Genomic DNA, 23,211 nt, shown 5'->3' on the forward strand with positions numbered 1-23,211 from the left:
CGTACCTGCCACACCGCCAGGAAAAATCCCTTACCGGAGGGGTTTTGGTGGCTGCCGGCGGGAGGCGCGGCTCTCGAACCGCTCACCCGCGTTCTGCGGGTGGACCGGCCAACCTAAGGGCTGGTCGGCGGGGCGACGACCAACTCGGTGTCCGGGTCGTGGTCGATCTGCGGAGGGCCAGCGACGATCATGGTGGCTCGGGCCCACGGCTGTTCTCGTGAGATGAACGGCAGTTCCTCCAGCAGCCAGTTCGCCACGTGCTCCAGCTGCTTGGGGGAGTCGCCGTCGCGGACGACCAACAAGCGCTCTTGCTCGTCGAGGTCACCCTGCATCCACACCGAGGCGTCCAACCACGGGGCAAGCTCTTCGCGGATGATGCCGGTGCCCTCGACCCAGATGAAGTCGGCACCGGCGGGAATGGTGATCGATCCGGGCCGGTCGTGGGTGATCCAGGCATCAGGGCGGAAGTTCACCGCTTCACCCCGGTGCAGGGGGTGCAGGATGTTCTCGACGAGCACGGCGCCCCAGTCGAAGTAGGCGTGGTTCCAGGCGATGTCGTCGGTGTGCACGATGGCGGAGTTAGGCACCCCCTTGCGTAGCCGCTCGGCCAGGGTCGTCTTGCCGGCGCCGCCCCGGCCGTCGATCGCGATCACCCGCGGGCGTCCGGTGACGTCGGGTGAAGCATCACGCAGCTGCCGGACGGCGTCGAGCACGGTCACCACCCGCCAGCCAACGGCCTCGGTCTCGCCTGGATGCAGATGCATCGACAACCTGTCTTCGAAAGAGAGGACAAAGATCAGCATACGAGCCGCTGCCGTCGACCAGTCACGCTGAACGATGTACAGCAGCACCACTTCACACGATCACACACCACCAGCCCGTCGTCCCTCTCTTTCGCAATCCCAGGAGCGGTCGCGATGCGCTGCCGACCTTGATCTCCACCAAATCACCCTCAAAGACCTACCGGCCATTCCCCGGGGCAGCTCGCGGCGTACCACCGCTCGGCGAACGGCTCCCTGGTGGTCTGCGAGGTGTCTCCTCCACCCGGGACGAGCCCATTTCTTCTGCAGGGGCATTTCCGAAGGCGGCCTTCTTTCCTTTCCCACCCTCCGGGTGGCCGCAGTACGGTTCCCGCTTCTTCGATGCGCCGGACGGTGGCTCCGGCCGGAGGTGCGGGCGGGTTATGCTCGTGGTGCGGTTGGTTCTTCCGGTGTCGTGTTGGCGCTGGGAGTCGTAAGAGGGAACCCGGTGGGAGTCCGGGACTGCCCCGCAGCGGTGAGTGGGAACGAACGCCGTCATAGGCACTGGGTGCGTGGCATCTGGGAAGCGACGGTCAGTAGGGGTTGAGTGTGGTGCCCGCGAGTCCGAAGACCTGCCAGCCGTCCGTGTGCCGTCCGGTGCGCGGTGATCCGTGGCCTCGTGGGAGGGCCTGGGAGGTGTCTTTCCCGTGTGTTCCTTCCGTGTGGCTGTGGGTTGGCATGGCATGAGCCGAGGGAAGGACGCCATGAGTCAGGTCACTACGACCGTTTTGGGGTATCCCCGTATCGGGGGCCGTCGCGAGTTGAAGCGGGCGACGGAGGATTACTGGGCCGGGCGCACGGACGCCGCCGCTCTTCGGGAGACGGCCGAGGGTCTGCGGGAGCGGACGTGGCGGGAGCTGTCGGAGGCGGGGCTGGACGCGGTGCCGTCCAACACGTTCTCGCTGTATGACCACGTGCTGGACACGATCGCGATGGTGGGGGCGGTGCCCGAGCGGTTCGCCGGGGCCGCCGACCCGTACTTCGCGATGGCCCGGGGCGCCGAGGGGGTGGCGCCGCTGGAGATGACCAAGTGGTTCGACACCAACTACCACTACCTGGTTCCCGAGCTGGGACCCGGCACCCGGTTCCGGCTCGACTGGAGCAAGCCGCTCACCGAGTACGCCGAGGCGCGGCGGCTGGGCGTCGAGACCCGGCCGGTGCTGGTCGGGCCGCTGTCGTTCCTGCTGCTGGCCAAGTCCACCGAGCCCGGCTTCGCGCCGCTGCGGCTGCTGGACGGCCTGCTGGAGACCTACGCCGAGCTGCTGGAACGGATGGCCGCGGCGGGGGTGACCGAGGTGCAGCTGGACGAGCCGGTGCTGGCCGCCGACCGTACGGACGAGGAGCTGGCCGCGCTGCGCCGGGCCTACGCGCGGCTGGGCGCGCTCAGCAGTCGGCCCCGGATGCTGGTGGCCACCTACTTCGGTGAGATCGGGCCCGCGCTGGAGATCCTGGCCCGAGGCCCGGTCGAGGCCGTCGGCCTGGACTTCGTCTCGGCGCCCGGCAACCTGGAGGCGCTGGCCGCCGTCGGCGGGCTGCCCGGCAAGACCCTCGTCGCCGGGGTCGTCGACGGCCGCAACGTCTGGCGTACCGACACCGCGAAGGCGCTGGCGACCTGCGCCGCGCTGCTCGGGCTGAGCGACCGGCTGGTGGTGAGCACCTCCTGCTCGCTGCTGCACGTCCCGCTCGACCTGGACGCCGAGACCTCGCTGGACCCTCGGCTGCGCGAGCGGCTGGCCTTCGCCAGGCAGAAGGTCGACGAGGTCGTACGGATCGGCAGGGCGCTGAACGGTGAGGAGGTCATCGCGGGGGAGAACGTCACGGAGCGGTTCCTCAACCCCCGGGTGCGGGCCAGGCTGGACGCGCTGGGCAAGGGCACCCCGCGCGCCCCGCACGCCGAGCGGCTCGCCGTGCAGAACGCCGACCTGGGTCTGCCGCCGCTGGCCACCACCACCATCGGCTCCTTCCCGCAGACCGGCGAGGTGCGCCAGGCCCGCGCCGCCCTGCGCGCGGGCGACATCGACAGGGCCGGGTACGAGCGCAGGATGGAGGCCGAGATCGACCGCGTCATCGCGCTGCAGGAGGACATCGGCCTGGACGTGCTGGTGCACGGCGAGCCCGAGCGCAACGACATGGTCCAGTACTTCGCCGAGATGCTGGAGGGCTACGCCGCCACCGAACACGGCTGGGTGCAGTCGTACGGCAGCCGCTACGTCCGCCCGCCGATCCTGTTCGGCGACGTCTCCCGTCCCGAGCCGATGACGGTGCGCTGGGCCTCCTACGCGCAGTCGCGGACGAAGAAGCCGGTCAAGGGCATGCTGACCGGCCCGGTGACCATGCTGGCCTGGTCCTTCGTCCGTGACGACCAGCCGCTGGGCGAGACCGCCAGGCAGGTGGCGCTCGCCCTGCGCGACGAGACCCACGACCTTGAGGCGGCGGGCATCAGGATCATCCAGGTCGACGAGCCCGCGCTGCGCGAGCTGCTGCCGCTGCGGCGGGCCGACCGCGAGGCCTACCTGGAGTGGGCCGTCGACGCGTTCCGGCTGGCGACCAGCGGGGTGGCCGACAGCACGCAGATCCACACCCACATGTGCTACTCGGAGTTCGGGGAGATCATCGGCGCGATCGGCGACCTGGACGCCGACGTGACCAGCGTCGAGGCGGCCCGCTCCCGGATGGAACTCCTGGACGACCTGCGCGCCTTCGGCTACACGCGCGGCATCGGGCCCGGCGTGTGGGACATCCACTCGCCCAGGGTGCCCTCGGCCGAGGAGATCGAGACCGCCCTGCGTACGGCCGCGGCCTCGGTGGACCCCGCCCTGCTCTGGGTCAACCCCGACTGCGGCCTGAAGACCCGCGGCTATCCGGAGACGGAGGCCAGCCTCAGGAACATGGTCGAGGCGGCCCTGCGCGTCCGGGCGGAAACGGTCTAGCGGTCACCGTGTTCGCGGGGGTGTGATCCGTCCGGGTCACACCCCCATTTCGTCGGTACGTCACCTCTGGGCGGGACCGACGCCCCTCCAGGGGACCGGCCCCGTCTCACCCCGCCTGGGCAGGACAGACGTTCCTCTAGGGAACCGCCCCTGTCGCGTTGTCGCGCCCCGCGCGGGGCGGAGGTACGCCCGGGGAATCGGTCGCGCGCGACCCACCGGATCTGACGAGCTCCCGAATCTTCCGTGACTCAAATGTTTACTGTTAGGAAAGTTTCTTTTATATTTGAGTCACCCCCCAGCGAAGGAGCAGGATATGCGCAGAACGGTCACCTTCCTCGCGATGGCGATCATCGCCGTCGCTTCGACCGTGTTCATCGCGTCGCCGGCCAACGCGCACGGCTACATCTCGTCGCCGCCGAGCCGTCAGGCCATGTGCGCCCAGGGCCGGGTCACCGGCTGCGGCGACATCATCTACGAGCCCCAGAGCGTGGAAGGTCCAAAGGGCCTGAAGAACTGCCACGGCAACGTCGCCCGGTTCTCCCAGCTCAGCAACGAGAGCAAGGGCTGGCCGGCGACGAGCGTGGGCAACTCGGTCACCTTCAACTGGGTGCTGACCGCCCGCCACGCCACCAGCACGTGGGAGTACTTCATCGGCAACACCCGCATCGCCGTGTTCAACGACGGCGGCAGGCAGCCCGGTGCCACCGTCTCGCACAATGTGAACCTGGGTAACAGGACCGGCCGTCTGAAGGTTCTCGCGGTCTGGAACATCGCCGACACCGCCAACGCCTTCTACTCCTGCGTCGACCTGCAGCGCTGACCTGAGATCCGGTGGTCCCGCCGGACCCGACCCGACACGATCTGACCTGACCTGATCCGATCTGATCAGAGAGATCTGACGCGCCAGACCCGAACCGCTCCCGCCCCCTCCGTGGCCAACGGCGTTCCCCGCCGTCACAGGCCCGGTGGGCGCGGGGGCGGTTTCGCCGTTTCGGCGATCACCTTCCCCGGCCGGCTCCTCTTCCCGGTTCCCTGCGGCGGTCCGCGAGGTCACCAAGGGCGATCGCGTGGTCACGGAAAAGGATCTACCTTGAATGGGGGCCGGAATGGCGGGCGCGACGTCGTGGACATAGCAGCTCAAACTGTGCAACGCGGCTTTTCGTGTGCGCTTTAATTGCCGGAACCTCGGTGATTCAACTCAAGGTCAATGGGGAACAGATATCGTGCGTCCAGGGGTCCCGGCGCCCGTCGGGGCAGGGGTCGGCACTGCAGGGGTGGTCGGTGGCTCGCCGCGCAAAAAGAATCGCCGATGTCGCCACGGCGATTCTGGTGGTTTTCGGAATTCTGGTCGGACTTCCGGTGCGAATGGTCGAAGAATATCTGCCCGACACGGTCGTCGCGCACAGGATCGAATGGGTTGTTATTTTCGGATTAACCGCCTCCCTTGTCGTCCTGCTCACCTGGCTGACACCGAAACTGATGGAATCACGCACGCGCGGCGGGCTCTTCCTGGTGCCGGAACGGCAGGCGGGATGGGTCAGGAGGACCGAGCTGGACGACGTGGTCTCCACCCTGACGATGAGGGGTTCGGGCACGGTCGGGCTGACCACCGGCCTCGCCGGGGCGGGCGGGTTCGGCAAGACCTCCCTGGCCGTGGAGGCGTGTCACAGCGACGAGGTACGGAGACGCTTCGGCGGCGGCGTCATCTGGGTCACCGTGGGCCACGACCGCGCCGGTGCCGACATCGCGGCGCTCGCCAACGACGTCACGGAGGCCGTGCTGGGCGTCCGGCCGGAGTTCTCCAGCCCCGAGCAGGCCGGTCACCGGATGGCCGAGGCCCTCGCGGAGCGGGGTCACGTGCTGCTGGTGGTCGACGACGTGTGGCACCCCAAGCAGCTGAGGCCCTTCCTGTCCGCGGCCGTGAGATCCCGGGTGCTGGTGACGACCCGGCTGCCCAGGGCACTGCCCTCGAAGGCGATCGCGATGATCGTCGACGAGATGGCGCCGAGGGTGGCCGTCCAGCTGCTGAGCCGGGGACTGCCGCCGATGAACCCCGGCGTCCTCAGCGACCTGGTGGGCCTGACGGGGAGGTGGCCGCTGCTGCTCTCCCTCGTGAACGCGCGGCTGCGCGACGAGCACGGCGCGGGGACGAACGCCGACGTCGCCGCCCGCCGGGCTGCCGGGCGGCTCGGCCGGACCGTCCCCGCCGTCCTGGACGTCACCGTCGCCTCCCAGCGGGAGACCGCGGTGCTCGCCACCGTGGAGCACAGCCTCGAAGCCCTCGGCGCGTTCGACCGCGCCCGCTTCCTGGAACTGGGCGTCTTCCCCGAGGACGTCGAGATACCGGTCGCCGTCGTCGAGCTTCTCTGGCGCGGCACCGCGGGCCTCACCTCCAAGCAGACCGAACGGCTCTGCGGGAGGCTTCGGGACCTCGCGCTGATCAGCGGGCGCTACGCGGAGGGAACGGTGCCGTCGATCACGATCCACGACGTCGTCCGTTCCTCCCTCCGCTCGGAGGACGGCCTGGGGAAGGAGCGCGCCGAGGCCGCCAACCGCGACCTCCTCGACGAGGCGAGGACCCTGATACCCGACGACGACCTCACCGCGGACGCCGAATGGTGGAGGCTGCCCCGGACCGTGCCCTACCTCTGGGACCACCTGCTGTTCCATCTCTCCGAGGCGAGGAGATACCGGGAGCTGGAGTCACTGCTGCACGACGTGCGGTGGTTCGTCACCCGGGTACGCGTTTTCGGGGTGGCCGCGGCGGAGTCGGATCTGGCCCTGTCGACCTCCCGTTCCGTCGCCGGGGTCCGCCGGTTGATCGCCCGCAGCGCCCACCTGCTCACCCCCTTCGAGTCGGACGCCGTCTCCACCGCGAACCTGCTGGCCCGTCTCTACGCGTTCCCGCCGATGCGGGCGTCGGTCGAGCGCTACAGCCAGGAGAACGAGACCACCTTCCTGAGAGCCCGCTGGCCGCTGCCCGACGACGGCGCCACCTGTCTCCTGCGGACCCTCACCTCGGCGACGCGACGGCTCAACGAGGTGTCGATCACCCCGGACGGGTCGCGGTTCGTCGTGCACGCCCGCGACGGCGGCGCGCAGGTCTGGAAGGCCGACGGCACCACCAGGACGACGCTGGCCACCCACGGCAGGCCGGTCCACCAGGTCGCCGTCGCGCCGGACGGTTCGTGGCTGGTGACCCGTTCGGGGAGCAGGAGGGTACAGATCTGGGGGATCGGCGGCACCGAGAGGGCCGTCCTGCGCAACGGGATCGGCAGGCTCGCCGAGATGGTGGCCGCGTCGGACGGTTCGTGGCTGGCCACCCTCTCCACGAGCGGGAAGGTCTGTCTCTGGAATTTCGACGGGAGCAGGCGCGCCGTCCTGCGAAGGGGGACGGGCAAGTTCGCCGGGATGGTGGCCGCGCCCGACGGTTCGTGGCTGGCGACCCGCTCCGCGGCGGGAGGGGTCGGTCTCTGGAGCCCCGGCGGGAAGAGGCTCCTGATCCTCAGGAGCCGGATCAGGGTGAGGACCAAGCCGCGAAGGCTGAAGGACGTCCTGAGGATGCGCGGCTGGAGCCAGGAGGACGAGAAGGTCTCCGGCCGGAACCGGCCGATCGGCAAGGTCTCCCAGCTGGTCGTCTCCCCTGACGGTTCGTGGCTGGCGACCCGCTCCGGAGACGGGAGCGTGCGTCTGTGGGGGGCCGACGGCGTCGAGCGGGCCGTCCTGACGGGGCACACCGGGACGGGATCGGGCATGCGGATCTCTCCCGACGGTTCGTGGCTGGCCACCTGGGCCTCCACCGGTCCCGTACGTCTGTGGGAGGCCGACGGCAGGCAGCGGGCCGTCCTGACGGGTGACGCGGGGACGGTTCGTCAGGTGGTGATCGCTCCGGACGGTAGTTGGCTGGCGACGCTTTCCGGTGATCGGAGTGTGCGTCTGTGGGAGGCCGATGGTGGTGAGCGGGCCGCGCTGACGGGTCATGCGGGGACGGTTCGTCAGGTGGTGATCGCTCCGGACGGCAGTTGGCTGGCGACGCTTTCCGGTGATCGGAGTGTGCGTCTGTGGGAGGCCGACGGTGCTGAGCGGGCCGCGCTGACGGGTCATGCGGGGACGGTTCGTCAGGTGGTGATCGCTCCCGACAGCAGTTGGCTGGCCGCCTGCTCCGACGAGGGGACGATCCGGATCTGGCAGTCGGAGCGTACCGCCCGGCAGAGCCGCAGGGGCCGGACCGGGACGGTCCGCCAGGTGACGATCTCCCCGGAGGGAAGCTGGATCGCCACCCACGCCGGTGACGGGTCGGTGAGACTCTGGAACGAGGACAGGATAGAAGGGGCGACCCTCACCGTTCCCCTGGAGAACGGTCACCACGGCGCGGTCTCGCCGGACAAGACGTGGCTGGCGGTCTGGTCCACCGATCACGTCGTCCGGATACGCGGGGCCGGTGGCCGCAGACGGGCCATCCCGACGGGACACCCGGGACGCCTGCGGGGAGTCGCGATCGCCCCCGACAGCACCTGGCTCGCCACCTGGTCGGCCGACCGGACCGTACGGCTGTGGGGCGCGGGCGGCAGCAGGAGGGCGGCGCTGACCGGTCACACCGGGCCGGTGCGCGAGGTGGTGATCGCCCCCGACAGCAGCTGGCTCGCCACCTGCTCGGAAGACGGCACCGCCCGCGTGTGGTGGGCCGACGGCACCGAGCGCGCCGTCCTGGTCGCGAACATCCGGGCGACGGCCCACCTCCTCATCTCCCCGGACGGCGCCTGGCTCGCCACCCTGTCCATCTACGGGAAGATCCAGCTCTGGAAACCGGACGGCAGCAGGTACGCCGCCCTGAGGGGCAGGGTGGAGGGCATCGGTGAGATCACCGTGGCGCCGAACGGCAGGTGGTTCGCCATCTTCTCCGCCAACGGCACGGCCGGTTTGTGGGGAGCCGACGGGAAGGCGCGGGCCTCGCTCAAGGGATGCCCGGGACCGGCCCAGGGGGTGACGATCGCCCCCGACGGCACCTGGCTGGCCGCCTGCTTCGACGACGGCAGCGCCCGCGTCTGGTCGGCGGGCGGCACGGAGCGGGCGAAGCTGTCCGGCGGCGAGGGAAGGATCCGCGGCGTGGCCATCTCCCCGGACAGCAACCTGCTCGCCACCTGCTCCGACGACGGCACCATCCGGGTGTGGGACAGATACGGCGAGTCGTCCGCCGCCGGAGCGCGGGTCGAGGCGGGCCTCAACTGCCTGGCCTGGTTCCCCAGCGGTCTGGCCATAGCCGCCGGTGGCGACCAGGGCCTGTACGGGTTCGACCTCTACCCCCCGCCCGAATAGCGGTCGGCGCGGCGTACGCGACGAGCGCGACCATCGCGCGGCCGAGGTCCGGTGACCCGCCTGCCGCTCCTGACTGTCGGACGGCCACCGTAGAGTGGGCCGGTCCGCAGGGTTCTATCGCGAATGGGTGAAAAGTCATGAATGAAAAGCTGACGCTGATGGCCGTTCACGCCCATCCCGACGACGAGGTGATCAGCACCGGCGGGATCCTCGCCAGGTACGCGGACGAGGGCGTCCGTACCGTCCTGGTCACCTGCACGAACGGTGAGCAGGGCGACGGTCCCGGTGGGGTGAAGCCGGGGGAGGCCGGCCACGACGAGGCGGCGGTGAGCGCGCTGCGGCTGGAGGAGCTCCGCGAGTCGGCGACCCACCTGGGGATCTCCCACGTGGAGCTGCTCGGTTACCGTGACTCGGGCATGGTCGGCTGGGCCGCGAACGAGGCGCCGGAGTCCTTCGCCAACGTGCCCTTCGAGCAGGCCGTCGGCAGGCTCGTCGAGCTGATGGAGCGCTATCGCCCGCAGGTGGTCGTCACCTACGACGAGAACGGCGGCTACGGCCACCCCGACCACATCCAGGCCCACCGGATCGCCCTCGCGGCCGCCGAGGCCAGCGGCATTCCCGGCAAGCTCTACTACACGGCCGTGTCCCGCGAGCGGATGGCCGAGCTGTTCGAGTATCTCCGCTCGACCGGTGACGCCCCAGAGGACTTCGAGTCCTCCGACGACTTCGGCGTCCCCGAGGAGCAGATCACCACCGTGGTCGACGTGTCCGACCAGGTGGAGCGCAAGATCAAGGCGCTGAAGGCGCACGGGAGCCAGGGAGACAGCGCCTTCTTCCTGCGCATGCCCGCCGAGGCCCAGCACCGGGTGTTCGAGCACGAGACCTTCATCCGCCACATCAACCGCGTTCCCGCCGCGGCCGACCGCGAGGACGACCTCTTCGACGGCCTCCGTTAGCGGGGACGGCTCCCGGGGGCGTCGTCGGATGTCGTCGGATACGGTGTCATACCGAAGTCCGGAAAAACCTGGTTGGCCGCTTCTTGTCGCCTTTACGATCTTTTCTCTGGTATGCAATCCTGCAAACCCGGGGGAGTGAACGGTATGCGTGATCGACGGCTCCTCGCGCTGGTCATCTCGGCGGCCGCGATCCTCGTCTTCGGCGTGTACGGGGTGGTGGCCGCCCCCGGCGCCGTCGTCGCCTCGCCCTCGCCGAGGTCCTCGCCACCGGGTGACCACGAGGAGTCCGGCGACCCGGACACCGGGACGAACGCGGTGCGGGCGGGGGAGCCGCCCACCCCGCTGCCCGCCTCACCGCCCCCGAACCTGATCACGCTGACCCCGGCCACGCCGAGCCCGCAGAGCGGCCCGGAGACGACCGCGACGAACTACCTCACCGCCTGGCAGGGGGGTGACCTCGCCGCCATGACGGGCATGGTCGTCGACCCCCCGGCCGACTTCGGCGTCCGGCACCGAGGCTTCGACGCCGACCTGCGGGTCTCGTCGATCTCCCTCACCCCCGGCGACCTGCGCCGCCACGGCGAGGACGAGGCCGAGATGTCGTTCAACGGGGTACGGCAGGTCACGGGGCTGGGCGACTGGCCGTTCGCCTCCGTGCTGCGCCTGGAACAGCGGTTCGGGGTGTGGAAGGTGCGCTGGACCCCCGAGACGATGCACCCCTCGCTCAGGGACGGCGGGAACGTGCGGCTGAGGGAGACCGAGGTCCGGCGCCCGGCCACGCTGACCCTCGAGGGGGTGCCGTTCCCCCGCGACAGCAGGGCGGGCGACTACTTCACCGGGCTGGGTGACACGGTGATCGACCTGAGGCTGGAGGAGGAGCCCTCCGGCCAGGTGCTGCTGGACTCGCCGCTCCCGCCGACCTCGGGGACGAAGACCACGATCTCCCAGCCCGTGCAGGCCGCCGCGGCCCGCGCCCTGGACGACGTCGGGCAGCCCGCCGCGATCGTGGCCGTGGACGTCCAGACGGCCCAGGTGCGCGCGGTGGCGGACACGCTGGGCGGCAAGCAGGCGTTCAGCGGCCTCTACCCGCCCGGCTCGACGTTCAAGGTCGTGACCGCCGCCGCGCTGCTGCGCGGCGGCCTGACCCCGGAGTCGCCGGTCGCCTGCCCGGCCAGCTACACCATCCCGAACGGCAGGAGTTTCACCGACTCCGACGGCGTCGACCACGGCAGCGTGGCCCTCACCACGGCCTTCGCGCTCTCCTGCAACACCACCTTCGCCCAGCAGACGTACGAGCGGCTGCGCGACGACCGGCTGCGCGCCGAGGCGGCCGACCGGTTCGGCTTCCGGGAGAAGCCGGGGCTGAGCTCCTGCCGGATCCAGCCCTACGGAAGCCCCGACGAACTCGGCTCCGACGCCATCGGCCAGAACTCGGTGCAGGCCAGCCCGCTCTGCATGGCCGAGGTCGCCGCCGCGGTCGCGAGCGGTGTCTGGAGGCCCGCGATCACGACCGACGAGCCTCCCGCGGACTCGCCGCCGCCCGTGCCGCTGGACGAGGGGGTGGCCGCGAGCCTGCGGGCGATGATGGGCGCCGTGGTCGCCCAGGGAACGGCCTCCCAGGCCGGGCTCCCGCCGGACACCGCCGGCAAGACCGGCACCGCCGAGGTCGCGGACGGCGGGGACCACGCCTGGTTCATCGGCTACCGGGGTCCCCTGGCCTTCGCGGTGTTCGTCCGGCACGGCGGCGCCGGGGGCAAGGTCGCGGCGCCGATCGCCGCGAGGTTCCTGAACGCCCTCTGAGGCGTTCGGGGAACCTCGCGCACATCGATCCGCGCGGGCACCGGCGGGCTCAGCTGTTCGGGGAGGGCTCCTCGCCGAGGGGCTTCGCGTCGGGGGTGGTCCGCAGGTCCTTCAGCACCTCCTCCAGCTGGGCGAACTCGTCCCGGCCGAGCGGCCCGTACTGGAGCGCGCCGGCGTTCTCCTCGGCCTGCGCGACGGTTCGGCACCCGGGGATCGGGATCGTCGTCTCGCTCCGCGCCCACAGCCAGGCGAGGGCGCCCTGGGCGAGCGTACGGCCGCCGGAGGTGAGCAGCTCGCGCGCGGCCTCGATGCGGGGCAGCCACTCCGGCACGGCCGCGCCGTCCTGCCCGAAGTAGATCTGCCAGTCGAAGCCCTGGCTGCGCACGTCGTCGCGGCCCACCGTGCGGCCGTCGTGGTACTTGCCGCTGAGCAGGCCCATCGCGAGCGGACCCCGGTTGACGCTCGCCTGGCCGGTCGCCTCGCACACCGCGATCACGTCGGCCGCGTCCCGCAACACCGAGATGTCGTGCTGGATGGCGGTGCAGTGCGGTCCCGCGATCGCGAACGCCCTGGCGTGCTCGGCGTTGTCGGTGCTCCAGCCGTACGCCCGGATCCGCCCGTCGGCCACCAGGTCCTCAAGCGTGTCGATCAGGTCGAGCGCCTCGGTAACCGGTAACTCGTTGATGTGGAGCTGGTAGAGGTCGATGTAGTCGGTGCCGAGCCGCCGGAGCGACCCCTCCAGGCAGTCGCGCAGGTAGGTGGCGCTGCTGTCCGAGCCGCCGGCCTCGCGCGTTCGCTCGTCGAAGGTCCAGCCCCACTTGCTCGCCACCACGACCTCCTCGCGGCGCCCCGCCAGCGCCCGGCCCAGCACCGACTCGCTGTGCCCGGCGCCGTAGTTGCTCGCGGTGTCGAAGAAGGTCACCCCGAGGTCGAGTGCCCGGTGGACGGTGCGGATCGACTCGTCGTCGTCCACCGCGCCCCAGCCGAACTGGTCGTCGCCGCCCTTCCAGGGGCCGCCGATCGCCCAGCACCCCATGCCGAGCGCGCTGGTCTCGATGCCGCTGCGACCGATGATCCGCCTCATTGTCCGCTCTCCAAACTCGTCGGGATTCACGGCTTCCACCTTTCCCGCTGGAGTGGGCTCCAGGTCAACCCCGAATCTGTCCGGGTTTCCCATGACCCGCCGCCTGTAGCAGAGAGCGGAGCGCTCGCCGTGGTCCGGTCGCGGGCGGGGGACGGGCTACCGTACACAGGGTGTACGTGAAGATCTGTGGGCTGCGCGAGCCCGGACATGTGACGGCCGCCGTCGAGGCGGGAGCCGACGCCATCGGATTCGTCCTCACCAGGAGCCCGCGGCGGGTCACCCCCGCGCGGGCGAGGGAGCTGGCCTCGGCGGTGCCCCAGCACATACTGACCGTGGGGGTGTTCGCGGGCGAGTCCTCCGAGGAGGTGAGGGCGGCCACGCTGGAGGCGGGGCTGCGCGCCGTCCAGTTGCACGGCGACCACCCGCACGAGGACTTCACCGCGTTGAAGGACCTCGGTGTCACGCTGGTCCGCGCCGGGGCCGCGAGCGTCGACCTGCGCTGCGGCGCCCTCGACGAGGACCTGCTCATCGTCGACGCGCCCAGGCCGGGCTCGGGGGAGCCGTGGGACTGGGCGGCCGTGCGCGGGCGCCCGGCGGGCCGCTGGATGCTGGCCGGGGGACTGGACCCGTCGAACGTGGCCGAGGCGATCGCCGCCGCACGACCCTGGGGGGTCGACGTGTCGAGCGGTGTGGAGGCCGGGCCCGGGGTGAAGGACTCCGGTCTCATCAGGGACTTCGTCGCCGCCGCCCGCGGCGCCTGAGCGTGGCGGCCGGGCCCGCCGTCATCGGCGATCACCCGTTCCGGGCCGGACGGCGGGTCCGGGAGTGATGCCGTCCGGAGCCTGGCGGGCCCGGCGCCGCCCGAAAGTGTGAGAGAGATCTCCTTCCGGGGCCGGCCCGCCAGGAAAACCGACATACCGCCCTATTGGGATTTTCTTCGCATTTTTTCTAATACGATCACATTAGATGTGAATATCCTGTCAATAGGGTCGCTCTCCGAGGCGACGGCCTCGAATGTGTCGATCTTAATACCGTTGTGGGGAAAACCCATAAGCCCCAAAACAACTGAGAGTCGCCGTCCATCACCATCCCAATCACCGCACGTAAGTAACTGTGGCCGGAATCTGCCACTCCACCTGCATCCGAGGTCTTGCGCCTCTCCTGTCATCAATGATTAGCTCGCTTACATGACGGGCGTGCCAACGTATACGGCTGGCGGATTTCAGATCGAATTAACCGCGATTCGTCCACGACGGGTCTCCTGCGAACCCTGATCGTCTTCGAAGGCTTGAACAGGGCGTGAACGGGGGCAGCGAGGCCCCCTCGTGCCATCTTCCACCATCACCGATCGCATTCCCCTCGTCGTTGGACCGTTCCAACCTGCTGGAACGGTCCGGTGACGACACGAATACCGCTCGTGTCCCCGGATGCGGGGGTCTCTTTCTCGCTCGACGCATCACCGTAGATAAAGCATTTATTCACGAGAACCTTCATGTGATCGCCCGGGAGTTCAATTCATCATGTCCGAATTCTCGGCCAAGCGTGACCATGCGGGCGTTCTCGACGCCGGATCATTTGGAGGCTCCTCCATGACGAGTTCGCTTTCCGATGTCCAGAGTTCCTTTCCGGAGCCGACGACCGACGAAGGATCCCGGTCACCCACGCCGGGCCTCGCCGCGGCCTTCGACCCCGACCGTTTCCACGACGGCGCCGTGGACATCGTCGGCCGCCTGGCGACATATCTGGGGGACCGGTCGGTCCGGGGACTCGACCTCCTCGATCCGGCGGTGCTGCTGAAGGCCGCGCGGGAGCTGATGACCCCGGAACGGCAGCGCATCGCCGACTTCGACGCCGACCGGGTGAGCCAGATCGTCGACCTGTACACGGCGACCGGCATCCCGGTCTACTCACCCGGCTACATGGGACGGCAGTTCTCCGGTGTGGTGCCGCTGGCCAGCCTCATCGACCTGGTCGGCTCGGTGGTCAACCAACCCTCCTCCTTCTACGAGGCCGGACAGCTCCCCAACGTCGCCGAGCGGCTCATGGCCGAGGAGCTCAACCGATTCATCGGCTGGGACCACGACCGGTTCGCCATGGTGACGACCTCGGGGGGCTCCCTGGCCAACCTGACCGCGCTGCTCGCCGCCCGCAACCGCGCCTTCCCGCAGATCTGGACGCGCGGCGTCGGCGGCATATCGGGTCTTCCGGCCATCGCGGTCAGCGAGGAGGCCCACTACAGCGTGACCCGGGCGGCCGGTGTCCTCGGCATCGGCGAACGGCAGATCGTCCGGCTCCCGGTCGACCGGGCCGGGCGGATCCGCCCCGATCTGGCCGGCCCGGCACTGGAGGAGGCGCACCGGCGCGGTCTGCGGCCGTTCTGCCTGGTGGCCTCGGCCGGGACCACGTCGATGGGCGCCTTCGACCCGCTGGAGGAGCTCGCGGCCGTGGCCCGCCGGTACGGGCTCTGGCTCCATGTGGACGGGGCGCACGGGGCGAGCCTGCTGCTGTCGGACCGGCACCGCCACAGGCTGCGCGGCATCGAGCAGGCCGACTCGCTGACCTGGGACGCCCACAAGATGCTGTTCATGCCGGCGCCGTGCACGCTGCTCCTCTACCGTGACGGCGCGGCGGCGCGCGGCGCGTTCCGGCAGCGCGCCAGCTACGTCTTCGACGAGGAACCGGACGTCTACAGCGCCTACGACAGCGCGGACAAGAACTTCGAGTGCACGAAACGCCCGATGATCATGCCGCTCTGGACGGTCTGGTCGGTCTACGGCCCGGCACTGTTCGCGCAGCGGATCGACCGGCTGTGCGAGATGACCCGGCAGGCGCACCGGATGCTCGCCGCCGAGCCGGACTTCGCCGTGGCGCACGAGCCGGAGTCCAACATCCTGTGCTTCCGATACCGGCCGGCCGGTCTGGAACCGGCGACCGTGCACCGGCTGCAGCTGGAGGTCCGCAACCGGATCCGGGGCGGCGGGCGCTTCTTCATATCCAAGGTCGACATCGACGGGGTGGCGGCGCTGCGCGTGGTGGTGATGAACCACCTGATCGACGCCGACCACCTGGCCATGCTCATCGCCGAGATCAGGGACATCGGGCAACGGGTGCTGCGCACGAGCGCCGCGACCCGGCACGACCAGCGGAACGGGAGTCACTCATGACCATGATGGATTTGGACATCGCCACCTCGGCGGAGCTGGCGGCACGGCTGATCCCCGAGGAGGAGCTGCGGCCCCGCTCGGTGGACGACGTCACCCGGCTGCCGTCGTTCGCGGAGAAGCTGGAGGAGTGCGGGCGGCTCACCGGGGTCCCGTACTGCGAGGCCCCGCTCGACCTGCAGAACGCGCTGGTGTTCCGCCGGCTTCGGCAACTCGTCGGCATCGCCCTGCTCAACCCGCTGTGGCGCGAGCGGCTGCACTACTTCGGGCTCCGCGACGCCCCCGCCGACATGTCCGAGTGGGAGCGGATCCCCCTCTCGGACAAGACCGTGCAGCGGGACATGTTCATGGGCGCGCGGGCCGGGATGGTCGTGCCGATCGACCGCGGCGGGTTCGAGGTGGTGGCCAGCGGCGGCACCGGTGACGGCATGCCCCTGGAGATCGTGTACTCCCTGCGGGAGCTGCGCGACACCTACCGCATCTCCGGGGCGTTCATGGGCGCCTACCAGCTCGGCCGCTACCTGCGCGGCCCCGCGCCGCGCTGGCTGTTCACCACCCTGGCCGACTACCAGATGTGGAGCAGCGGGACCATGGTCGGCGGCGTGCTGTCCCACGTCCCGGGGGTCAACTACATCGGCGCGGGCCCGGTGAGCGCGCCGGTGCTGGAGCACATGTTCTCCTACCCGGGCCACAAGGCGCTGATGGGCATCACCGCCGGTATCGCGCTCCTGCCCGAGCTGGGCGCGGCCCTGCCCCCGCACGCCAGGGCGAGCTTCCGGGTCGCCATGTACGGCAGCGGCTCCCTGCCGCAGCGCAAGCGCGACGAGCTGCAGGAGTTCTTCCCCAACGTGTCGATCCTCAGCTACTTCGCGGCGACCCAGGCCGAGTGCGTCGGGCTCCAGCTCGACCACACCTCGCCGGCGCTCTCCGCCGTGCCGGGGCTGCACCTGGTGGAGATCGTGGACGAGGACGGCCGCGCCGTCGCCGAGGGCGAGGAGGGGGAGCTGGTCGTCACCCGGCTGCACGCCGACGAGACGCCGCTGCTCCGGCTCAAGCTCGGCGATCGGATGATCCGCCGCCCCGCCCTGAACGGTCCCGGGCTGCGCACCGGGCGGTTCGAGTTCGCCGGGCGCACCGCCGACGTGCTGCACCTCAACGACAGCCAGTATTCGGCGACGCTCGCCTACGCGGCCCTGCGCGGGCGGCTGCGCTCGACGACCGGCGTCGACCTGGACCTGGTCGCGCACGAGGTCCAGTTCCACAACCACCGTGAGGAGCGGGCCCTCACCCTGCTGGTGGCGGTGGACGACGCCGAGGGCACGGCCGCGGCCGTCGAGCACGCCCTCGGCCCGAGCGGGACGCGTCAGCTGTTCACCCAGGCGCTGCCGAGCTCCCTGTCGCTCTTCAACGACCGGGAGGCCAACGCGGCGGCCATCGAGCAGACCGGATACGGGTTCCGGCTGCTGTTCGTGCCGCGCTCCTCACCACAGATCGAGCGGACCACCGTCGGCAAGACGCCGCTGGTCAGGGACCGGGGCTGAGCACATGGTGGCCCGTACGCCCGAGTGACACCCAACAAGGGAGGATCGATGAAAGACAGGATCAGCATCGTCGTGATGGTCGACGCGGTCGGGGCGTTGTCCGACCGGACGCTGCACAACGGCAACCTCTCGCTGGTCGACGACAGCTCGGCGGGAAGCAAGCACCAGGGGACCCCCGACCTCGTCACGGCGGTGGTCCCGGGGCAGGTCGTCCAGTGGACGCCCATCCACGTGGACGTGCAGACCCCGGTCGAGATCCAGGCCATCGAGTTCCTGTCCGGTGCGGCCGTCCCGCCCCCGGCCGACCAGGCCGTGCCCTCCACCGTCGCGGCGCCCGGCGTCGTGTCCGGGGCGAAGGTCGACGCCACGGGCTCCAACGGTTACGAGAACTACGACCTGCTGGTGTGGGAGGGCGTCGTGCCCTACGACATGACGCCCGGTGTCCCGTACCGGTACCGGCTCTCCCTCAGGCTCCACGACGGACCCAACAGCGTGCTGCACATCGACTCGCCCGCGCTGCTGCGCGTGTGAGCCACGTTCTGCGAAAGGCGGTTTCATGGCCCAGCAACACGGGATCATCGTGCTCTTCGACGTCGAGAACGCGCTCCGGACGCGGTCGCTCGACGGCAACACGTACTGGTTCGACAACATGAAGTTGTTCGGCTCGGCCGGGGTGGGCACCGAGCGGCTGGTGACGATCGTGCCCGGCACCCACTTCCTCGACGGGTCGCAGGCGACCGAGCAGGTGCTGAACTGGTTGCCCGCCGCACTGGGGTCGATCCCCCCGACGGTGCCGCGCAACTACCTGGCCGAGCAGGAGCGCGCCGACGACCGGCGCACGCTGGACGAGCTGGCCTCGCTCAACGCCGAGGACGGCGTGAGCGAGACCGACCTCAAGCGGCTGCAGCGGCGGGTCGGCAAGCGCCCCCACAAGCCGGAGGGCGGGCGCGGCCTCACCGAGGCCAAGCTGCTGGACGTCACCGGTAAGACCACGAGCGGCACCGGCGCGTACAACTACCCGGCTCCGGTGATCACCGACATCACCGGCGAGGCCGTCAGCGAGAAGATCATGTACCCGGCCCAGTACGGGTCGCCCGACATGATCTACGACGGCTGGTACTGGGCCGCGACCGTGGACACGAGCCGGCCCGGCGTCTACGCGTACACGATGCACATCCAGCTGCACGAGCTGGTCGAGCGGAACGACGAGCTGGTCTGGGAGTCCGTGGACCTGACCTGCGAGTCCAGCCTCAAGATCATCAACGATCCGAAGCGCAACGGGTTCACCGGTGCCGGACTGGGCGTGCTTCCCATCCCGCCCGTCCCGGCCGCCAGCTGACCCGGTCCGAGCCGGAGCATCTTCGAGCGGAGGAGCCACATGCCCCCGAGGAACAAGCAGCCCGAACGCCAGCCCGCCCAGCCCGCCCGGCCCGTCCGGCCCGTGACGATCACCGCGGTGGTCGACCCCGTGGCCGCGCTGGCGTCGGAGAACCTGGACGACAACATCTACTTCTACGACACCAACAAGAACGCGGGGTCCACCGGTTTCGGCACCCCCACGCTGCACAGCCGGGTGCGCAAGGGCGACACCCTGCTGTGGAACGTGATCCCGCTGGAGTGCGAGACCTACGTGTCCCTCAACGACATCGAGATCGACCCGAAGGTCGCCGAGCCCACGCGGAAGGTGTATCCCGGCACCGACATCGTGTTCTGGACCGCCGAGGTCAAGCAGGACCTCACCGAACCGGTCCCGTACCGGCTCTCGTTCCTGCTCGGCACCGTCAGCACGCCGTTCACCCCCACCGCCCGGCCGACCCTGGCCGGTCCCGCCAACGACGGAAAGGAAGGCCGATGACCCAGACGTACGCGGCCACGGACTTCGCCGATCGGGGCCAGCTCAACTCCGTCCAGCTGAACGTGGTGACCCTCGTCGACATGGAGAGGGCCGCGGCGACGAAGTCCCTCGACGGCTGCCTTTACATGATGGACAACAGCGTCGGCGGGGTCGGGCAGGGCGGCGACCACCTGGAGACCATCTGCAAGCAGGGGCAGGTGATCAACTGGATCATCCGCCCGATCGACATGCACCGCCGTCCGGACGGCACCTGGCCGCCGATGCCGAAGATCAACAACATCGTCTTCCTCGACATCGAGAAGGGCGACGAGGACGACGTCGCCGAACGCCGGATCATGACCGAGCTCAAGGTCTACGGCGCCCCCGACCGGATGCGCGACCAGTACACCGCCGTCTACTACTACTGGGCCGGAGCGGTGATGAGCGACGCCCGGCCGGGGCTCTACCGCTACCGGTTCGTCCTGGAGCTGGAGAAGGAGCACGGCACCGACAAGCTGTACCTCAACTCGGTCCACTATCCCGCCCTGCGGGTGCTTCCCGTCTGACGGTCCCCGGGGCCGTGAGCGCGGTGTGGTGAGAGGGGAGGTCATGGTCGCCGCTCCGGCGGCGACCATGACCGACCGGCCGCGCGGCCCGACTCCGCGTGTGCCACCTCGGCGTCTCGCGATGGGCGAGCGCCTGCCGGGGGCGACCTGTGCCGTGGCCGACGGTGGGGGCTCCAAGGTGCCCGGAGTGCCTCGGTGATTCCCCGCGAGGGTGCCTCTCGTTGCCAATATCGTCAATCATGTTTACCATATAGACAACCTCGTTGACGATTTTAGTCGTGACGCGCGATCGTCGAGCCCGCGTTCCGAGGGCTCGGAGAATCCAGAGAGAAGGCCCCCGTGTCCACCGATGTCCATGCCCTTTTCGTCACCCACACCGCCGAGAGCGCTCCGGCCGACGCCCGCCCTGCCATCGAGGGCGTGAAGCGGAAATTCGGCCACGTCCCCACGGCGGTCGGCCGGATGGCCACCTCCCCGCAGCTGCTCAGGGGATTTCTGGCGGCCAGTGCCGCCTTCGAGCAGACCACCCTCGACCCGGTCGGCCGCGAGATCGTCGTGATGACGGTCGCCACCCGCAACGGCTGCCATGTCTGCGTGGCGATGCACACCGCCACCCTGGTCGGGCTGGAGGCCCCGCCGGAGGTCGTCGAGGCGCTCCGGGCCGGGAGGCCCCTCCCGGACGCGCGGGCGGAGGCGCTCCGGTCGTTCACCCTCGCCGTCATGGACCACCGGGGAGCGGTCGGCGACGAGGAGACGCGGGCGTTCCTGAACGCGGGCCACAGCGCGCGGAACGCTCTCGAGGTCGTCCTCGGGGTCGGCGCGTACACCATCTCGACCTTCGCCAACCGGCTGATCGACGCCCCCCTCGACCCGCCGTTCCGGGCCTTCGCCTGGGACGGTGACGACGAGTGAGGTCGGGCCGGCCCGCGCTCTGATCGTTGTCATATACCCCCCATGGGTATAAGTTGGGGGGTGTCGGTCAGAGAACGACGGAGCAGAAGGAGGTCGTGATGTCCGAACCGGTGCAGCACGTGAGCCATGCCGCGGGTGCGGGGCACCATGAGCCCGGCCACCACCCGGGGAAGGCCGGCTGGCGGGTGGCCGCGTCGGCGACCCTGCACTGCCTCACCGGGTGCGCCATCGGCGAGGTGCTCGGCATGGTGATCGGCACGGCTCTGGGATGGCCGAACGTGCCCACCCTCGCCCTGGCCATCGCGCTCGCCTTCTTCTTCGGCTACGCGCTCACCCTGGTCGGGCTGCGCAGGGCCGGTGTCGACTGGCGCAAGGCCCTGCGGCTGGCCCTGGCGGCCGACACCCTGTCCATCCTCGTCATGGAGATCGTCGACAACGCCGTCATGGTCGCGGTTCCCGGCGCGATGGACGCGGGACTGACCTCGGGCCTCTTCTGGGGCGCCCTCGCCTTCGCCCTCCTGGTGGCCTTCCTGGTCACCACGCCCATCAACAAGTGGATCATCGGCCGGGGCAGGGGACACGCCGTCATCCACGCCTACCACCACTGAGACCGCCCTCACCCGCCCGCGCCACCCGGAACCGCCGGGAACGCGCCGTACGCCGGTCAGCGGGGAGGTCAGCGAGGGCGGCGGACTCCGACGACGGTGCTGAGGTCGCCGGACAGGGGGATGTCGACGGCGCGGAGCGCGGGATGGTCCAGCCAGTGGACGCGGGCGGAGTCGGGGCGCCCGAGATGCTCCGGCGGCCAGGTCGCCGAGGGGGCGAAGTCGTCGACGACCAGCACGCCGCCGGGGGTGAGCAGCCGCTCGGGGTCGGCGGCGGCCTCGCCGTTCTTGCCCTGGCCACCCCCGTCCAGCACCAGGAGGTCGTAGGGCCCGTGCGCATACACCTCGGTCCAGTCGGCGTGCAGGACGCGCACCCCCGGGGTGTCGGCGAAGATCTCGGCGGTGATCCTCGCCTGGTTCCCGTCCCGCTCGACACTGATCATCTCGACCCCCGGTCGCGCGCCGGTGGCGAGCCACGCCAGGCCCACCCCGTACCCCGTGCCCGTCTCGGCGATCCGGCGGGTGGCGCCGCCCGCGAGGGCGCGCAGCAGGCGGCCCTGCTCGGGGAGGCAGGAGAACGCGAACCCGTGCCGCTCGGCTGCCGCGACCGCGCGGGCCACGAGCGGTGGGAGGTCGGTTTCGTCCCGGTACGCGGCGGTACCCAACGGAGACATGAGCACATTATCGGGAGAACCGCCGCCACCCGGAACCGTTCCCCCAAAAAATGATCACTGCCCGCGCGTTCCACCCCGGCGGACACGGGAACGAACACCGGATCAGCTGGACGACATATCGCCAGGTCGTGAAGGGCCCGCCCGCATCGGAGGGCCGCTCCACGCCGGGTTCCAAGGACGTGACGCATGCACATCGATCTCACCGGCAAGACGGCGCTGGTCACCGGATCCACCCAGGGCATCGGGGCGGCCATCGCCACCGGCCTCGCGCGGGCGGGCGCGACGGTGGCCGTCAACGGCCGCACACCCGACAAGGTCCAGGCCGCCGCCGACGCGCTGCGCGCGGAGGTCTCCGGTGCGCAGGTCGTCCCGCTCGCCGCCGACCTCGCCACCCAGGAGGGCGCGGACCACGCCGTCGATCTCCTGCCGGAGGTCGACATCCTGGTCAACAACCTCGGGATCTTCGGGGCGAAGGAGCCCCTGGAGATCACCGACGACGAGTGGCGCCGCTACTTCGAGGTGAACGTCCTGGCGGCGGTCCGCCTCACCCGCGCCTACCTGCCGGGGATGGTGGCGCGCTCCTGGGGCCGCGTCCAGTACATCGCGAGCGACTCCGCGATCGTCACCCCCATCGAGATGATCCAGTACGGCATGTCCAAGACGGCACTCCTCGCCGTCTCGCGCGGCTTCGCCAAGGCGGTCGCGGGCAGCGGCGTCACCGTGAACTCCGTCATCGCCGGTCCCACCCACACCGGCGGCGTGGAGGAGTTCGTCTACGAGCTCGTCGACCGGAACCTGCCCTGGGAGGAGGCCCAGCGCGCCTTCATGCGGGAGCACCGCCCGCAGTCACTCCTGCAACGGCTGATCGAGCCGGAGGAGATCGCCAACATGGTCGTCTACCTCAGCTCGGCGCAGGCCTCCGCCACCACGGGCGGAGCCCTGCGCGTCGACGGGGGATACGTCGACGCCATCGTCCCCTGAGCGGCCATCGTTCCCCAAGCGCTACGGAGCCGGTGCGGTGCTTCGCTCGGG

The 23,211-nt window shown here is 70.2% G+C and carries 18 protein-coding genes and 1 riboswitch; of the genes, 15 read left to right on the forward strand and 3 right to left on the reverse strand.

Annotated elements, in window-relative coordinates:
- Positions 1 to 113 precede the first annotated feature (113 nt).
- On the reverse strand, positions 114 to 851 hold the full coding sequence (locus ABD817_RS17175; protein WP_344918946.1) for a uridine kinase family protein: 738 nt from the start codon (positions 849 to 851) through the stop codon (positions 114 to 116).
- Between the two features lie 331 nt (positions 852 to 1,182).
- Positions 1,183 to 1,394: riboswitch (cobalamin riboswitch) on the forward strand.
- A 110-nt stretch (positions 1,395 to 1,504) separates the two neighbouring features.
- On the opposite strand from ABD817_RS17175, the gene metE reads away from it, so the two are divergent.
- From metE to ABD817_RS17200, 5 genes are all read left to right on the forward strand, one after another.
- Complete coding sequence (gene metE, locus ABD817_RS17180; RefSeq protein WP_344918947.1) at positions 1,505 to 3,730, forward strand: 5-methyltetrahydropteroyltriglutamate--homocysteine S-methyltransferase; 2,226 nt, start codon at positions 1,505 to 1,507, stop codon at positions 3,728 to 3,730.
- A gap of 313 nt (positions 3,731 to 4,043) precedes the next feature.
- Entirely contained in the window at positions 4,044 to 4,550 is a 507-nt protein-coding gene (locus ABD817_RS17185; protein ID WP_344918948.1) for a lytic polysaccharide monooxygenase auxiliary activity family 9 protein, read from the forward strand.
- A 545-nt stretch (positions 4,551 to 5,095) separates the two neighbouring features.
- On the forward strand, positions 5,096 to 9,046 hold the full coding sequence (locus tag ABD817_RS17190) for an NB-ARC domain-containing protein (RefSeq protein WP_344919041.1): 3,951 nt from the start codon (positions 5,096 to 5,098) through the stop codon (positions 9,044 to 9,046).
- A 137-nt stretch (positions 9,047 to 9,183) separates the two neighbouring features.
- Positions 9,184 to 10,002: a PIG-L family deacetylase gene (locus tag ABD817_RS17195; RefSeq protein ID WP_344918950.1), complete on the forward strand. Its 819-nt coding sequence runs from the start codon at positions 9,184 to 9,186 to the stop codon at positions 10,000 to 10,002.
- A 144-nt stretch (positions 10,003 to 10,146) separates the two neighbouring features.
- Positions 10,147 to 11,802, forward strand: a complete 1,656-nt coding sequence (locus ABD817_RS17200; protein WP_344918951.1) for a penicillin-binding transpeptidase domain-containing protein — start codon at positions 10,147 to 10,149, stop codon at positions 11,800 to 11,802.
- A 49-nt stretch (positions 11,803 to 11,851) separates the two neighbouring features.
- Here ABD817_RS17200 and ABD817_RS17205 read toward each other — a convergent pair whose 3' ends face one another.
- The gene (locus ABD817_RS17205) at positions 11,852 to 12,886 is read right to left on the reverse strand and encodes an aldo/keto reductase (RefSeq protein WP_344918952.1); all 1,035 of its coding nucleotides are present in this window, start codon (positions 12,884 to 12,886) and stop codon (positions 11,852 to 11,854) included.
- Between the two features lie 170 nt (positions 12,887 to 13,056).
- Here ABD817_RS17205 and ABD817_RS17210 point away from each other — a divergent pair, with 170 nt between their 5' ends.
- The 9 genes from ABD817_RS17210 (at position 13,057) to ABD817_RS17250 (ending at position 21,508) form a co-directional block, all read left to right on the forward strand.
- A complete protein-coding gene (locus tag ABD817_RS17210; RefSeq protein ID WP_344918953.1) occupies positions 13,057 to 13,647 on the forward strand; it encodes a phosphoribosylanthranilate isomerase in 591 nt (196 codons plus the stop codon).
- 828 nt (positions 13,648 to 14,475) lie between these two features.
- A complete protein-coding gene (locus ABD817_RS17215; RefSeq protein WP_344918954.1) occupies positions 14,476 to 16,050 on the forward strand; it encodes a pyridoxal phosphate-dependent decarboxylase family protein in 1,575 nt (524 codons plus the stop codon).
- Positions 16,047 to 17,588 (forward strand): phenylacetate--CoA ligase family protein, encoded by a 1,542-nt coding sequence (locus ABD817_RS17220; RefSeq protein WP_344918955.1) that lies wholly within the window; start codon positions 16,047 to 16,049, stop codon positions 17,586 to 17,588. Before ABD817_RS17215 ends, ABD817_RS17220 begins: the two co-directional genes overlap by 4 nt.
- Before the next feature lie 48 nt (positions 17,589 to 17,636).
- The gene (locus ABD817_RS17225) at positions 17,637 to 18,119 is read left to right on the forward strand and encodes a hypothetical protein (RefSeq protein WP_344918956.1); all 483 of its coding nucleotides are present in this window, start codon (positions 17,637 to 17,639) and stop codon (positions 18,117 to 18,119) included.
- Positions 18,120 to 18,144: 25 nt separating this feature from the next.
- On the forward strand, positions 18,145 to 18,927 hold the full coding sequence (locus ABD817_RS17230) for a hypothetical protein (RefSeq protein ID WP_344918957.1): 783 nt from the start codon (positions 18,145 to 18,147) through the stop codon (positions 18,925 to 18,927).
- Positions 18,928 to 18,966: 39 nt separating this feature from the next.
- Positions 18,967 to 19,443 carry a hypothetical protein gene (locus ABD817_RS17235; protein ID WP_344918958.1) on the forward strand — a complete coding sequence of 159 codons (477 nt, stop codon included), beginning with the start codon at positions 18,967 to 18,969 and terminating at the stop codon, positions 19,441 to 19,443.
- Positions 19,440 to 19,988: a hypothetical protein gene (locus tag ABD817_RS17240; RefSeq protein ID WP_344918959.1), complete on the forward strand. Its 549-nt coding sequence runs from the start codon at positions 19,440 to 19,442 to the stop codon at positions 19,986 to 19,988. The genes ABD817_RS17235 and ABD817_RS17240 overlap by 4 nt, the downstream gene beginning before the upstream one ends.
- Positions 19,989 to 20,327: 339 nt before the next feature.
- A complete protein-coding gene (locus tag ABD817_RS17245; RefSeq protein WP_344918960.1) occupies positions 20,328 to 20,900 on the forward strand; it encodes a carboxymuconolactone decarboxylase family protein in 573 nt (190 codons plus the stop codon).
- A gap of 98 nt (positions 20,901 to 20,998) precedes the next feature.
- The gene (locus ABD817_RS17250) at positions 20,999 to 21,508 is read left to right on the forward strand and encodes a DUF4396 domain-containing protein (protein WP_344918961.1); all 510 of its coding nucleotides are present in this window, start codon (positions 20,999 to 21,001) and stop codon (positions 21,506 to 21,508) included.
- Positions 21,509 to 21,576: 68 nt separating this feature from the next.
- Here the strand turns inward: ABD817_RS17250 and ABD817_RS17255 are convergent, their stop codons facing one another.
- Positions 21,577 to 22,179 carry an O-methyltransferase gene (locus ABD817_RS17255; RefSeq protein WP_344918962.1) on the reverse strand — a complete coding sequence of 201 codons (603 nt, stop codon included), beginning with the start codon at positions 22,177 to 22,179 and terminating at the stop codon, positions 21,577 to 21,579.
- Positions 22,180 to 22,365: 186 nt separating this feature from the next.
- On the opposite strand from ABD817_RS17255, the gene ABD817_RS17260 reads away from it, so the two are divergent.
- Positions 22,366 to 23,160 (forward strand): SDR family NAD(P)-dependent oxidoreductase, encoded by a 795-nt coding sequence (locus tag ABD817_RS17260; protein WP_344918963.1) that lies wholly within the window; start codon positions 22,366 to 22,368, stop codon positions 23,158 to 23,160.
- Positions 23,161 to 23,211 lie beyond the last annotated feature (51 nt).

Source organism: Streptosporangium oxazolinicum, from assembly GCF_039537505.1.
GTDB lineage: Bacteria > Actinomycetota > Actinomycetes > Streptosporangiales > Streptosporangiaceae > Streptosporangium > Streptosporangium oxazolinicum.